Origin of the sequence: Vibrio mangrovi, assembly GCF_024346955.1 — a bacterium.
GTDB lineage: Bacteria > Pseudomonadota > Gammaproteobacteria > Enterobacterales > Vibrionaceae > Vibrio > Vibrio mangrovi.
The window spans coordinates 3,165,942-3,178,873 of sequence record NZ_AP024883.1; the positions used below are offsets into that span (position 1 = coordinate 3,165,942).

The following is a 12,932-nucleotide window of genomic DNA, read 5'->3' on the forward strand; positions in this document are numbered from 1 at the left end:
AGCGGGAACGGAGTTGAGAATGTCACAGAATTTTAACTACACTCAGTCAGCAAAACAGGTTTTAAATACAGAAATCAAAGGGTTACAACAATTAGAACAATACATCAATGATGATTTCTGTCAGGCCTGTGACATGATACTGAGCAATACCATCGGCAAAGTTATTGTCATGGGAATGGGTAAATCCGGCCATATCGGCAAAAAAATGGCAGCAACATTAGCCAGTACCGGAACACCTTCATTCTTTGTCCACCCCGGAGAAGCTGCTCATGGGGATTTAGGAATGATCTCTGAGGGCGACATCGTCATTGCGATCTCCTATTCAGGAGAGTCATCTGAAATATTGCCCCTCTATTCCGTACTGAAACGGCGCTCAATTCGCATTATCAGTATGACCGGTAACCCCGCTTCTAACATGGCCAGACTTGCCGATCTTCACTTACAGGTGTCCGTTCCGGAAGAAGCATGTCCACTGGGACTCGCACCGACATCCAGCGCAACAGCCACATTAGTAATGGGAGATGCTCTGGCAATTTCTCTGTTACAGGCCCGGGGATTTACTCAGGAAGATTTCGCATTGTCTCATCCGGGCGGTGCATTAGGCCGTAAGTTATTACTCAAACTGGAAGATATCATGCACTCGGGAGCTGATCTGCCTAAGGTAAGCCCGGATGCTTTAATCCGTGATGCTTTAATGGAGATTAGCCAGAAAGGACTGGGGATGACCGCCATTGTTGATGAACAACAAAAACTGCTCGGAATTTTTACCGATGGCGACCTACGGCGAATTCTGGATAAACGCGTTGATCTTCACAGTGCGAAGATTTGTGAGGTCATGACCCGGAACCCAACAACGGCTTCACCTCACATACTTGCTGTGGAAGGACTCAATCTGATGCAGGAGAAACGGATTAACGGTCTGGTGCTGGTTGAAAACGATCATCTGGTTGGTGCTTTAAACATGCACGACCTTCTGAAAGCAGGAGTCATGTAGTGTCAGATATGGTTGAAACCCTTTACGGTCCGGTTGAGTCATCCGTTTGGGAGCTCGCCAGACAGATCCGGCTACTGATCTGTGATGTCGATGGTGTTTTCTCCGATGGACGTATCTATATGGGTAACCAGGGAGAAGAACTCAAAACCTTTCACACCAGAGACGGATATGGCATCAAATCGCTGATGAATGCAGGGATTGAAGTCGCGGTCATTACCGGCAGACATTCAAAAATTGTTGAAAACAGAATGAAAGCTCTGGGAATTTCGCTGATTTATCAGGGACAGGATGATAAAGTGAAAGCGTATTCGGACATCAGTCAGAAGCGACAGATCTTACCGGAACATACGGCCTACATCGGTGATGATCTCATTGATTGGCCAGTCATGGAGCAAGTCGCTTTAAAAGTCTGTGTCGCCGATGGTCATCCTTTACTGGCCCGGAAAGCAGACTACGTGACGAAGATTCCCGGTGGTTATGGTGCCGTACGAGAAGTCTGTGATTTGATTTTGCAGTCCCGGGGCGAGCTGGAAATACACAAAGGTTTGAGTATATGAGTCTCCCCCGTACTATCTATATACTCTTATTTTTCATTATTTGCTGGTCACTTTATTACCTGATAGATAATGAAAGAAAAGCGGATATGCAGGTCGCTCCGAATACGGAGCTGCCGATGTTTAGCGGAGAACATCTGTCAAATACTTCATATGGTACAGATGGAGTCAGAAGTTATGCCATAACTTCTACCCACCTGGATTATTATGCCAAAAGTGGCAATACGATTTTTGAACACCCGATTTTACGGGTTTACCGTGACGGAAAAGTCCTTGAGTGGGAAGTAACGGCCCAGCGGGGAATTCTGACCAAGAACAAGGTTTTGACACTTTATGACAACGTTCTTGGTAAAAATTTACTTGAAAGTTCCAGTTTCGATTCGCTCGAAACAGCACGACTCAGCATGCAACTGGATAACCGGGATTTCTGGACAGAAACTCCGGTTTTGCTGAAAGGGCCACTATTTGAAACACAAGGTCAGGCGATGAAAGGTAATTTTGCCCGTAACAACGCCTTACTTTATAACCATGTACAGGGTAGATATGAAAATCTCGCACCTTAGTTTGATCGCTTGCCTGTTTATATCAAGCGGTGCTTTGGCATTATCAACCGATACCGAACAGCCGGTTTACATCGATTCAGACAGTCAGCAACTTGATTTAAAAAGTAATCAGGTTACTTTTTTGGGAAATGTGACACTCAAACAAGGCAGCATTAATATCCACGCGGATAAATTAATTGTCACCCGGAATCCTCAGGATGGACAAATCCAGGAAATTCAGGGTTACGGCGACCTGGCAACATTTTCTCAGTTAACAGATGACGGAAAAACGCTTTACGGAGAAGCAAAAGTGCTGAATTATCAAATGGCTGCCGATCAATTAACCATGACAGATAAAGCAATGCTGTCTCAGGATGACAGCGTCATCCGTAGTACTAAAATCCGTTACAAAATTTCTGCACAGAAGTTGATTGCAGACGGAAACTCGAGCGAGCGTGTTTCAACAATCCTGCAACCGCAGGCAACAAATACAACGAAAGAATAGACAATGGCCGTACTAAAAGCAGAACATTTAGCCAAAAGCTACAAAAAGAGAAAAGTCGTCTCTGATGTCAGCCTGCAGGTAGAATCCGGACAAATCGTCGGTTTACTCGGCCCGAATGGTGCTGGGAAAACAACGTCATTCTATATGATTGTAGGTCTGGTTGCCCGGGATGAAGGCGTAATCCAAATCGATGATAAAGACATCAGTGTTCTGCCAATGCATCAACGTTCCCGTATGGGAATCGGTTATTTGCCGCAGGAAGCATCAATTTTCCGTAAGCTCTCCGTCGAAGACAATATCATGGCGGTCTTACAAACCCGGGAAAAACTTTCCAGAGAAGAACGTCAGGATAAACTGGAAGACCTGCTCGAAGAATTCCATATCGGACATATCCGTCATAGTGCGGGTATGGCTTTGTCCGGCGGGGAAAGACGGCGGGTAGAAATCGCCCGGGCACTGGCTGCAAACCCACAGTTCATTCTTCTGGATGAACCGTTTGCCGGTGTCGATCCTATCTCTGTCATTGATATCAAAAAAATTATTGAACATCTCCGGGATCGGGGGCTTGGTGTTTTGATTACTGACCATAATGTCAGGGAAACCTTGGATGTTTGTGAAAAAGCCTATATCGTAAGTCAGGGACACCTAATCGCGGAAGGAACACCCCAACAGGTCCTTGATAACGAGCAGGTCAAACAGGTTTATCTCGGTGAACAATTCCGTCTATGATTAAATAAAGAGCGGGATTTGAGCCAGACAGTATCAGAACACGAGAAAACAAAATAAGGCAATCGGAACTGAATGAAACCTTCACTACAACTCAAGTTAGGTCAACAGTTAGCCATGACACCCCAGTTGCAGCAAGCAATCCGTTTGCTGCAACTTTCGACGTTAGATCTCCAGCAAGAGATACAGGAAGCACTGGATTCCAACCCGCTGCTTGATGTTGAAGATTCATATGAAGAAGTCACATCTCAGGAAGAAAAAACTGAAACGGTAAAAGAAGCGACTGCTGATGTTGCCGATGCAGAACCGGAACCCCAAGACAGTTCGGAGATGATTGAAAAATCAGAAATCAGTAATGAACTGGAAATCGATACCACATGGGACGACGTCTACAGTGCTAATACCGGTAGCACCGGTATATCGCTGGATGAAGATGCGCCGGTCTATCAGGGTGAAACCACACAGACACTTCAGGATTATTTGCTGTGGCAGTTGGATCTGACGCCTTTCAGCGACACGGATCGGGCGATCGCTCTGGCAATCATCGATGCTATCGATGACTACGGTTATCTGACACTTTCCCCGGAAGAGATTCTGGAGAGTGTCAAAAGCGAAGAAGAAGACGATATAGAACTGGATGAAGTTGAAGCTGTCAGAAAACGGATCCAGCAGTTTGATCCTTTAGGTGTCGCATCTCTGAATTTACAGGATTGTCTGTTGCTGCAACTGGCAACTTTCCCAAGTGATACACCATGGCTCAATGAAGCCAGACAACTCCTGACGGATCATATCGACCAACTGGGTAACCGCGACTACAAACTGATTCAGAAAGAGACCAAGCTGAAAGAAGATGAACTCCGAGCTGCGCTGCAACTGATTCAGGAACTCAACCCACGTCCGGGCAACGATATCAATGCAGAACATGCAGAATATGTCATTCCTGACGTTTCTGTCTTCAAAGATCGGGGCAAGTGGATGGTCACGATCAACCCGGACAGCATCCCCAGACTAAAAATCAACCAGCAATATGCCGAGCTGGGACGGGGAAATGGTGCAGACAGTAATTATATTCGGACCAATTTACAAGAAGCCAAGTGGCTAATTAAAAGTTTGGAAAGTCGAAACGAGACTTTGCTCAAAGTTGCCAAGTGTATAGTTGAACATCAGCACGATTTCTTCGAGTATGGGGAAGAAGCGATGAAACCGATGGTTCTGAACGATGTCGCCCTTGCCGTCGACATGCATGAGTCAACCATCTCACGGGTAACAACCCAGAAATTTATGCATACCCCACGGGGTATATTTGAGCTGAAGTACTTTTTCTCTAGCCACGTAAGTACAGACAATGGTGGAGAATGTTCATCAACCGCAATTCGCGCACTGATAAAAAAACTGGTTGCCGCAGAAAATCCGGCGAAGCCACTCAGTGACAGTAAAATTGCAACACTACTGGCTGACCAGGGGATTCAGGTCGCTAGACGTACCATTGCAAAGTACCGGGAATCTTTGGGAATTTCCCCGTCGAGTCAGCGAAAACGCCTGCTATAAAGGCCTAACAGAGAAGGAAAGTCTATGCAAATCAATATTAATGGCCATCACATTGATCTTACCGATTCAATGCAAGACTATGTTCACTCAAAATTTGATAAACTTGAGCGATTTTTTGATCATATCAACAGCATACAAGTCATTTTACGTGTTGAGAAACTCCAGCAAATCGCAGAAGCAACGCTTCATGTTAATCAGGGAGAGATCCATGCGACCTCCGAAGATGAAAACATGTATGCAGCAATTGATAACCTGATTGACAAATTAGTACGTCAACTCAATAAGCATAAAGAAAAATTAAGTAGTCATTAATCATGCAACTCAGTGAAGTACTATCTCTGGACTGCACTAAAAGTGCAGTCCAATGTTCAAGCAAGAAACGTGCGTTAGAGATTATCAGCGAAATTGCTGCCAATCATACCGGCCAGAATGCCACTGAACTCTTTGAAAATATGCTCTCCCGGGAAAAAGTCGGTAGTACCGGGATCGGTAACGGTATCGCCATTCCCCATGCCAGAATGTCCATCAGTGAAAATGCAGTTGCGGTACTGATCCAATGTGAAGAACCCATCGATTTTGATGCGATAGATAACCGTCCTGTCGACATTCTGTTTGCCTTATTCGTCCCGGAAGAACAGTGTCAGGCTCACCTGAAAACACTCTCCAGTATGGCTGAACGTCTGAACGATAAACAAGTTTTAAAGCAGTTGCGTAAAGCTGAAAACGATCAAAAACTTTATGATATCATGGTTAACCAATCCTGATTTTCTGAGTGTGTTACGATGCGCTTAATTGTTGTTAGTGGTCAGTCCGGTGCCGGGAAGAGTGTCGCCCTGAGGGTGCTGGAAGATCTTGGATACTACTGTGTCGATAACCTTCCCGTCGATCTACTGGACGCTTTCCTCCAGTCCGTACAGGGAAGCAAACAGAATGTTGCGGTCAGTATTGATATTCGTAACTTACCGCATGATCCATCGCTACTCAGTGAAACGTTCCAGTCTCTGAAAAATTCGGTGACGCATGATGTCAGCGTTCTGTTTCTCGATGCCACCGAGGATGCGCTCCTCAAACGATATAGTGAAACCCGCCGTATCCATCCTCTCTCCCTGCACAACAACAATCTGACACTGGCACAAGCCATCGAACAGGAAAAACGCATTCTTGCACCACTGAAAGAACATGCTGATCTGCTCCTCGACAGTACCAATCGTTCTATTCACGATCTCAGTGAAACGATCCGGATGCGGGTTGAAGGCAAAGAGCGAAAAAATCTGATCATGGTATTCGAGTCCTTCGGCTTCAAATACGGCTTACCCAGCGATTCAGATTTCGTCTTTGATGTCCGTTTTCTGCCAAATCCCCACTGGCAACCTGAATTACGTGCTTTTACCGGTCTTGATGCGCCGGTGAAATCTTTTCTGGAACAGCATACCGATGTGATTGATATGCGTCAGCACATTCAGTCTTTCATCGGCTACTGGTTACCTTCTCTGGAGAAAAATAACCGAAGTTATCTGACCGTTGCGATCGGCTGTACCGGTGGCAAACACCGTTCCGTTTATCTGACCCAACAAATCGGAGAATACTTCTCGCAACTGGGACATCAGGTACAAATACGCCATACTTCACTTGAGAAAAATCAGTAAAGGAAGATGTTATGCCACAACTGAGTAAAACGGTTTTAATCCAGAACAGACTCGGGCTTCATGCCAGAGCTGCCGTCAAACTGGTTGAACTGGCCCAGTCATTTGATGCCATTCTGACCATCCGTAGTCAGGAAGGCAAAGAAGCCACTGCCGACGGCGTTATGGGGCTGCTGATGCTGGAATCGGCACAGGGACAGTACGTCACCATTGCTGCCGAAGGAAGTGAAGCCGAACCAGCACTGGAAGCTGTTTGTTATTTAATTGAAGATAAATTTGAAGAAGAAGACTAACCTGCCGTTTTTACGCAAAATAAATTTCTGTACTGCAATAACTTCTTATTAAATCAGGCATAGAATTAAGTTACTATGTCACTTACATAATAAATACGACACAGGAGGAAGTTATGGCAGAGCATATTGAGTTTGATCAGGCTCACCTCACCCTCCAGGAAGTCACCGAAGCCTTAGAAAATGGTCGTTTTGTCCATGTCCGCCGTCAACTTCAGGACATGGAGCCGGAAGATATTGCTCATCTTCTGGAAGCTTCTCCCCGCAAAAGCCGTGAAGTCCTCTGGCAACTGACCGACCCGGAAGACTATGGTGAAATCCTTGACGAGCTGAGCGAAGACGTCAAAGATGCGCTGGTGTCCAAAATGGCTCCGGAACGGCTGGCAGAAGCAACCGAAGGGATGGATACCGACGACGTTGCCTACGTGCTGCGAAGCCTGCCTGATGATCTCTCCCGGGAAATTCTCTCCCAGATGGATACCATCGACCGTCTCCGTGTCGAAATGGCGCTCTCGTATCCGGAAGACACTGCCGGTGGTCTGATGAACACGGATTTCGTCACCATTCGTGGCGATGTCGATGTCGATGTAGTTCTGCGTTATTTACGCATGAAAGGGGAATTGCCTCAGGCAACTGATGCCCTGTATGTGATTGACGAAGACAGTAAACTGATTGGTCATCTGTCACTAACCAGCTTACTGACCAGCCAGCCGGACAGCCGGATTTGCGATATTATGGAGGATGCCGACGAGGCGATTCAGGTTGATGCTAAAGATTCGGATGTTGCCAGTCTGTTTGAACGGCGTAACTGGATCTCCGCACCGGTGGTAAACGCAGAACAACATCTGCTGGGGCGGATCACCATCGATGATGTGGTCGATGTCATCCGGGAAGATGCCGAGCACTCAATGATGAGTCTGGCCGGGATGGACGACGAAGAAGACACTTTTGCCCCAGTGATGAAATCTGCCCGTAAACGTAGCATCTGGCTGGGTGCCAACGTACTGGCCGCTCTGGCTGCGGCTTCGGTATCCAATATGTTTGAAGCCACGCTGGATCAGATGGCGGCTATCGCGGTACTGATGACGATTGTTCCTTCGATGGGCGGAGTTGCCGGTAATCAGACTATTGCTCTGGTGATCCGTGGTCTGGCGCTGGGCCATATCGGTGACAGTAACAAGCGGGAACTGCTGCTCAAAGAAGCTGCCGTCGGTCTGCTCAATGGCTGTCTGTGGGCACTGCTCATTGGCGGTATTGTGGTGTTATGGAAAGGGAACTGGTTGCTGGGTGGTATTATCTCAGCAGCGATGCTGACCAATCTGACGGTGGCTGGTATTGCTGGCGTGACCATTCCGGTGTTACTGAAAAAGATGAAGATTGATCCGGCACTGGCGGGCGGAATGGCTCTGACAACAGTCACCGATGTGATTGGTCTGTTTGTATTTCTGGGGCTGGCGACAATTTTTATTGCCTGATTAAAGTCAGCCTAATATATATTAATAGGTTATTATACAGGGATATTTAATAACTCAAAGATAAAATCTCTATATATTGGAATTTACATATATTTTCTGATATGAGTATCTTGATCATTTCAACTATATATTGTTATAACAATAACCAGTTGTAATAATTGAGGATATGTGTATGCCAACTAAAAGTGGTAAATACTGGGTAACATGGGCAAATGCTAATGCAAAAAATAGTAAAAAAATAGACGATCTTGAAGAGAACTTTAAATCTAACGTTAACAGTTTTATAAAAGCACTAAAAGCTGCCGGAGCTACAGTTAGTGTTTCTGCAACAAAAAGAAATAAGAAGCGAGCATATCTTTTCCATTGGTCATGGAAAATCTCACAAGGTAAAAGTAAGCCTTCAGATGCTACAAAATTGCCTGGTGTAGATATTGAATGGGATCACGGAGATAGCTCAAAAAGCAAAGCTGGCGCTTTAGAAATGGTAAAAGGATTTGGATTAGCAGTTCCTCCCAAAAGTGTTAACCCACCATCTTTAACTAGCAACCATATCTCAGGAAAAGCGATAGATATGACTATAAAATGGACTGGAAAAATAAAAATAAATAAAAAAGATGGGACAACGGTTGAAGTCGAATACATGTCTAACGTTAATAAGAATACTTCATTACACTCTATTGGTGAGTCATATGGTGTAAAAAAACTGAAAACCGATGCTCCACATTGGTCATACAATGGAAGGTAAAATGAAAAATTTGATTTTATATAGTTTATTTATATTCTGTTATCAAAGCTCATCACTTTCAGCAGAAGAACTTCCACTTGATGATAGTAAAATAGGATGGATGCATGGAAAATGCATAGCAATAAAAAACCCCCACATATCTCCACGCCAAGAATTTACTATTATTCATCTTGGAGAAAAAACGCCATCAAGTGTAGGAACTATTGTAGAAAAAACAGAAGGAGATGAAAGCTGTTATCCACTTTTAGAGGATAGAAAAGAAATAAATATTGAAAATGGATATGATTTTTATCTAGTTAGAACCAATGAAGATGTTAATTTAGCTATTGGAACATTTTACCTAGAAAAAACAAATGGGCTAAATTATGGCTATTGTCAAACAAGTGAAGGTATAGAATATTTTATCACCAAAAATGATAAAAAAATCTGGGAAGGATATTATTATTTAGGCTATGAATCTAAACCAACTTGTAAAGATGATTTAACTACTAAATAGTACTGAACTAATAGGCTTTATTAATAAACAATCATTAAAAAAGCCTATTATATAAGGTTAGTTACTCAACCCATCCTCCTTGATCCCAATTATCATATCCCATTGTACCACTGATATTATGATTCCAAATTATCTCTTGATAACTAAGCTCAATAATTTCATACATATCATCTCCATGGGAATTAATGGTATGTGGGAGAGAAAAGTGTATCCCTGAAATAATAGCTTTTTTTAATTCAACTGAATAAAATTTCTCATTATAACCCTGTTCGTTTGTACGATAGAAATTGATAACACAATTCAGAAATTCTTGTTTTGCAAATGCAGTTGACAGGAGAGGACTGGACTTATCTATACTCTTTGTTATACACATAGGGTTATGAGTTTTACCATGCTGTTGTGGATCTTTAGATAGAGAATGATCACAGGATAGCAAAGTTATCTCATCTGTGTGAGATTCTTGATACTTGTTCCCCATTGAGTCTTTTGTGTTACATCCACTGGAAATCAACCCTTGTTTTTCCCCATTAATTGTAATATATGCCACATGTGCCATAAAATAACCTCGTGTTAAGTTAATATTTAACGCTTTCTACCTGATACACTCTACTTCTCTCCAGAAAAGACTATCGCTGTAAAATAAATGAATTATTGTGTTTCTTTTTCTTTAATCAGCAACTCACATATTTCCTGATTCCTTGTATATATATTTTTCGAAAGTTTACCTGTAACAGCCATTTCTTTACAATTCATATAATGATAATTACTCATAAATGCATCAGAAAAAAATATCAAAACAAAAGGAGAAAAAACAGTTACATTTAACATTATTAAGTTTAACTTATATAATAAATTTTCTATTTTTAAACCATTTGCAATATTCTTCAACAAACGATCGAATATAAAATATACTGTTCCTCCAACTCCTAAATTAAACAGCAACATAACTATAAATGACAATTCAACCACTGGAGAATCTGTAGCCATCAAAGCTATGATATGAATAACATAATAAATAGGATAAAGAAGAAACATTCCAGCTAAGTTAATAATCACAAAATAAGTACTAACTTTCTTCCAAAGAGATTGTGGACTATCCTTTTTCCTCATCTGATATACCTATCTGATATATTTTTGATCAAAAAATCACACACTTTTCAGTTATTGATATAAATACGGAACGATTCAATCAGTGTAATCATACTGAAAATAATAAAGATTTTATACCAGCAGTAGCTGAGTCCAAGAAAAATATCAGCATTAATTCCGAGTCGTGATATGTTACACAAAAGATAGAATTATTAATAACACAATTAATATTATTTATTCATAAAGTTGGAAGCAGTGTAAAGCAGGAACGAATTTCAAAATAGACTCGCCATTTATGGCGAGTCTGAGTGACATGGAATAACGATTATTCCCCGGCCACTTTCATCGATTCAATCAGAATAGAACCGGTCTGAATCTGGGAACGAACATCCACATCATTACCGACAGCAACAATATTGCTGAACATCTCTTTCAGTCCGGCAGCAATGGTGATTTCGGACACCGGATACTGAATCTCTCCATTTTCAACCCAGAAACCGGCAGCGCCACGGGAGTAATCGCCGGTGACGATATTCACGCCCTGCCCCATGACTTCGGTGACCAGAAAACCGGTGCCCATTTCTTTCAGCATCTGCTCGAAATTCTGATCGCCGGAAGATTTAACAAACCAGTTGTGGATTCCACCGGCATGTCCGGTCGGTGTCATGTTCATTTTTCTTGCTGCATAGCTGGTCAGCAAATAGGTCGACAGCACACCATCAGTGACAATTTCCAGATCTCTGGTTGCCAGACCTTCACTGTCAAACGGACTGGAAGCCAGGCCGCGCAGGATATGTGGCCGCTCGGAGATCGCAAACCAGTCCGGGAAAATTTTCTCACCCAAATGATCCAGCAGGAATGACGACTTGCGATACAGGTTACCGCCGGAAATCGCCATCACAAAATGCCCGATCACGCCGGTAGCAATCTCAGGAGCAAACATCACCGGATAATGACCGGTTTTCAGCTTCTGCGGATCCAGTCGGCTGACCGTCCGCTCTGCGGCAAGTTCGCCCACTCGCTGCGGCGTCCACAAGTCATCTTTATGCCGGGCAATGGTGTAACTATAATCCCGCTCCATCCGATCCTGCTCACCCTGACCAATCACACAGCAGCTGGTACTGTGACGGCTGGAAGCATAACTTGCCAGCAGGCCGTGGCTGTTGCCGTACACTCTGATGCCGTAGTGGCTGTCATAACTGGCACCATCGCTCTGTTTGATTTTCGGGCTGTAATCCAGCGCCGCTCTTTCGGCAGCAATAGCAATACTGGCCGCTTCATCCGGATTAGGCTCATCCGGGTGGAACAGATCCAGATCCGGAATCTCTTTAACCATTAACTCTTTCGGAGCCGGACCTGCAAATGGGTCTTCCGAGGTGTACTGAGCAATATCCAGTGCAGCCAGAACGGTCTGCTGAATCGCCTGTTCACTCAAGTCTGATGTCGAAGCGCTACCTTTACGTTGTCCCCGGTAAACCGTAATTCCCAGAGCGCCGTCACTGTTAAATTCTACATTTTCAACTTCACAAAAACGGGTTGATACACTGAGGCCCGTACTTTTGGTAATGGCAACTTCTGCGGCGTCCGCCTTTGCCGATGCCAGCTCTAAAGCTTTGGCGACAGCAGCTTCAAGCTCACTTCGCTGTTGTGCAACTTGCTGTTTTACGTCCATAACTGATGTCTTCTTCTTGAAACTATCCCGATAGCATAACAAGAAATTCTCGTTCTCCCCACGATTCTTGCTAAAATAACGGACATTGATAAGCAGATAAGTTAGAGACTATGGCGCGAAAAAACCAAAAAGCTCCCTGGGAAGAGGAAGAAGAGATCATTTGGGTTAGTAAAACCGAAATGAAGAATGACATGATTGAGCTGCAAAAACTCGGGGAAGCACTTGTTGAACTCAAGCCGGCAGTGCTGGAAAAATTTCCGTTACCTCAGGAGCTTGCGGATGCAATCAAAGATGCACAACGTTTTAAAAACGAAGCCAGAAGACGCCAGCTTCAGTATGTCGGTCGTTTGATGCGGCATATTGATCCGGAACCGATTCAGGCAGCACTGGATAAGTTTCGCAACAAACATGCTCAGGCTACGGCCGCGTTTCATCGTCTGGAGCAACAGCGAGACCAGCTCATCACTGAAGGCGACTCCGCTATCAATGACGTGGTAGAAAAGTACCCGGAGGTAGATCGTCAGCATCTGCGTCAACTGGTGCGTCAGGCGAAAAAAGAGCAGCAGAGTGGGAAATCATCCAAAGCCGCCCGGGAGATCTTCCAACTGCTGAAAACACTGGAAGAAGAATCAGAATAAAGCCCGATCCCGATA

General features: G+C 43.9%; 17 protein-coding genes. 14 read left to right on the forward strand and 3 right to left on the reverse strand.

The genetic code is table 11. The features are described from left to right. Positions 1–19: 19 nt before the first annotated feature. The 13 genes from kdsD (at position 20) to OCU74_RS14035 (ending at position 9,518) form a co-directional block, all read left to right on the forward strand. On the forward strand, positions 20–994 hold the full coding sequence (gene kdsD / locus OCU74_RS13975) for an arabinose-5-phosphate isomerase KdsD (protein WP_200807778.1): 975 nt from the start codon (positions 20–22) through the stop codon (positions 992–994). After that, on the forward strand, positions 994–1,551 hold the full coding sequence (kdsC, locus tag OCU74_RS13980) for a 3-deoxy-manno-octulosonate-8-phosphatase KdsC (RefSeq protein WP_087482370.1): 558 nt from the start codon (positions 994–996) through the stop codon (positions 1,549–1,551). The genes kdsD and kdsC overlap by 1 nt, the downstream gene beginning before the upstream one ends. Continuing rightward, a complete protein-coding gene (lptC, locus tag OCU74_RS13985; protein WP_087482369.1) occupies positions 1,548–2,111 on the forward strand; it encodes an LPS export ABC transporter periplasmic protein LptC in 564 nt (187 codons plus the stop codon). The genes kdsC and lptC overlap by 4 nt, the downstream gene beginning before the upstream one ends. Beyond that, on the forward strand, positions 2,092–2,595 hold the full coding sequence (lptA, locus tag OCU74_RS13990) for a lipopolysaccharide transport periplasmic protein LptA (protein ID WP_087482368.1): 504 nt from the start codon (positions 2,092–2,094) through the stop codon (positions 2,593–2,595). The genes lptC and lptA overlap by 20 nt, the downstream gene beginning before the upstream one ends. A 3-nt stretch (positions 2,596–2,598) precedes the next feature. Next, the gene (lptB, locus tag OCU74_RS13995; protein WP_087482367.1) at positions 2,599–3,324 is read left to right on the forward strand and encodes an LPS export ABC transporter ATP-binding protein; all 726 of its coding nucleotides are present in this window, start codon (positions 2,599–2,601) and stop codon (positions 3,322–3,324) included. Positions 3,325–3,396: 72 nt separating this feature from the next. Continuing rightward, positions 3,397–4,869 (forward strand): RNA polymerase factor sigma-54, encoded by a 1,473-nt coding sequence (locus OCU74_RS14000; protein ID WP_087482366.1) that lies wholly within the window; start codon positions 3,397–3,399, stop codon positions 4,867–4,869. Between the two features lie 24 nt (positions 4,870–4,893). After that, positions 4,894–5,181, forward strand: a complete 288-nt coding sequence (gene hpf / locus OCU74_RS14005) for a ribosome hibernation promoting factor (protein WP_087482365.1) — start codon at positions 4,894–4,896, stop codon at positions 5,179–5,181. Between the two features lie 2 nt (positions 5,182–5,183). Next, on the forward strand, positions 5,184–5,633 hold the full coding sequence (ptsN, locus tag OCU74_RS14010) for a PTS IIA-like nitrogen regulatory protein PtsN (RefSeq protein WP_087482364.1): 450 nt from the start codon (positions 5,184–5,186) through the stop codon (positions 5,631–5,633). 18 nt (positions 5,634–5,651) lie between these two features. Next, positions 5,652–6,515 carry an RNase adapter RapZ gene (rapZ, locus tag OCU74_RS14015; RefSeq protein ID WP_087482363.1) on the forward strand — a complete coding sequence of 288 codons (864 nt, stop codon included), beginning with the start codon at positions 5,652–5,654 and terminating at the stop codon, positions 6,513–6,515. An 11-nt stretch (positions 6,516–6,526) separates the two neighbouring features. Beyond that, a complete protein-coding gene (locus tag OCU74_RS14020) occupies positions 6,527–6,805 on the forward strand; it encodes an HPr family phosphocarrier protein (RefSeq protein ID WP_087482362.1) in 279 nt (92 codons plus the stop codon). Positions 6,806–6,918: 113 nt separating this feature from the next. Further along, positions 6,919–8,277 (forward strand): magnesium transporter, encoded by a 1,359-nt coding sequence (gene mgtE / locus OCU74_RS14025; protein WP_087482361.1) that lies wholly within the window; start codon positions 6,919–6,921, stop codon positions 8,275–8,277. A gap of 172 nt (positions 8,278–8,449) precedes the next feature. Next, positions 8,450–9,022: a hypothetical protein gene (locus OCU74_RS14030; RefSeq protein WP_087482360.1), complete on the forward strand. Its 573-nt coding sequence runs from the start codon at positions 8,450–8,452 to the stop codon at positions 9,020–9,022. A 1-nt stretch (position 9,023) separates the two neighbouring features. After that, positions 9,024–9,518, forward strand: coding sequence for a hypothetical protein (locus OCU74_RS14035; RefSeq protein WP_087482359.1), 495 nt, complete (start codon positions 9,024–9,026; stop codon positions 9,516–9,518). Between the two features lie 61 nt (positions 9,519–9,579). On the opposite strand, the gene OCU74_RS14040 is transcribed toward OCU74_RS14035, so the two are convergent. From OCU74_RS14040 to pmbA, 3 genes are all read right to left on the reverse strand, one after another. Continuing rightward, positions 9,580–10,074 (reverse strand): Hcp family type VI secretion system effector, encoded by a 495-nt coding sequence (locus OCU74_RS14040; RefSeq protein WP_087482358.1) that lies wholly within the window; start codon positions 10,072–10,074, stop codon positions 9,580–9,582. A 92-nt stretch (positions 10,075–10,166) separates the two neighbouring features. Beyond that, a complete protein-coding gene (locus tag OCU74_RS14045; protein WP_087482357.1) occupies positions 10,167–10,628 on the reverse strand; it encodes a hypothetical protein in 462 nt (153 codons plus the stop codon). Positions 10,629–10,932: 304 nt separating this feature from the next. Then, complete coding sequence (gene pmbA, locus OCU74_RS14050; protein WP_087482356.1) at positions 10,933–12,279, reverse strand: metalloprotease PmbA; 1,347 nt, start codon at positions 12,277–12,279, stop codon at positions 10,933–10,935. Between the two features lie 110 nt (positions 12,280–12,389). On the opposite strand from pmbA, the gene yjgA reads away from it, so the two are divergent. Continuing rightward, on the forward strand, positions 12,390–12,917 hold the full coding sequence (gene yjgA, locus OCU74_RS14055) for a ribosome biogenesis factor YjgA (protein WP_087482355.1): 528 nt from the start codon (positions 12,390–12,392) through the stop codon (positions 12,915–12,917). Positions 12,918–12,932: the final 15 nt, after the last annotated feature.

Bases quoted from the DNA above. Each gene is read 5' to 3' on its own strand.
- kdsD (WP_200807778.1), top strand. From the start codon at position 20: ATGTCACAGAATTTTAACTACACTCAGTCAGCAAAACAGGTTTTAAAT.
- OCU74_RS14040 (WP_087482358.1), bottom strand. From the start codon at position 10,074: ATGGCACATGTGGCATATATTACAATTAATGGGGAAAAACAAGGGTTG.
- OCU74_RS14030 (WP_087482360.1), top strand. From the start codon at position 8,450: ATGCCAACTAAAAGTGGTAAATACTGGGTAACATGGGCAAATGCTAAT.
- OCU74_RS14000 (WP_087482366.1), top strand. From the start codon at position 3,397: ATGAAACCTTCACTACAACTCAAGTTAGGTCAACAGTTAGCCATGACA.
- OCU74_RS14045 (WP_087482357.1), bottom strand. From the start codon at position 10,628: ATGAGGAAAAAGGATAGTCCACAATCTCTTTGGAAGAAAGTTAGTACT.
- lptC (WP_087482369.1), top strand. From the start codon at position 1,548: ATGAGTCTCCCCCGTACTATCTATATACTCTTATTTTTCATTATTTGC.
- lptA (WP_087482368.1), top strand. From the start codon at position 2,092: ATGAAAATCTCGCACCTTAGTTTGATCGCTTGCCTGTTTATATCAAGC.
- pmbA (WP_087482356.1), bottom strand. From the start codon at position 12,279: ATGGACGTAAAACAGCAAGTTGCACAACAGCGAAGTGAGCTTGAAGCT.
- rapZ (WP_087482363.1), top strand. From the start codon at position 5,652: ATGCGCTTAATTGTTGTTAGTGGTCAGTCCGGTGCCGGGAAGAGTGTC.
- lptB (WP_087482367.1), top strand. From the start codon at position 2,599: ATGGCCGTACTAAAAGCAGAACATTTAGCCAAAAGCTACAAAAAGAGA.
- ptsN (WP_087482364.1), top strand. From the start codon at position 5,184: ATGCAACTCAGTGAAGTACTATCTCTGGACTGCACTAAAAGTGCAGTC.
- hpf (WP_087482365.1), top strand. From the start codon at position 4,894: ATGCAAATCAATATTAATGGCCATCACATTGATCTTACCGATTCAATG.
- yjgA (WP_087482355.1), top strand. From the start codon at position 12,390: ATGGCGCGAAAAAACCAAAAAGCTCCCTGGGAAGAGGAAGAAGAGATC.
- OCU74_RS14035 (WP_087482359.1), top strand. From the start codon at position 9,024: ATGAAAAATTTGATTTTATATAGTTTATTTATATTCTGTTATCAAAGC.
- OCU74_RS14020 (WP_087482362.1), top strand. From the start codon at position 6,527: ATGCCACAACTGAGTAAAACGGTTTTAATCCAGAACAGACTCGGGCTT.
- mgtE (WP_087482361.1), top strand. From the start codon at position 6,919: ATGGCAGAGCATATTGAGTTTGATCAGGCTCACCTCACCCTCCAGGAA.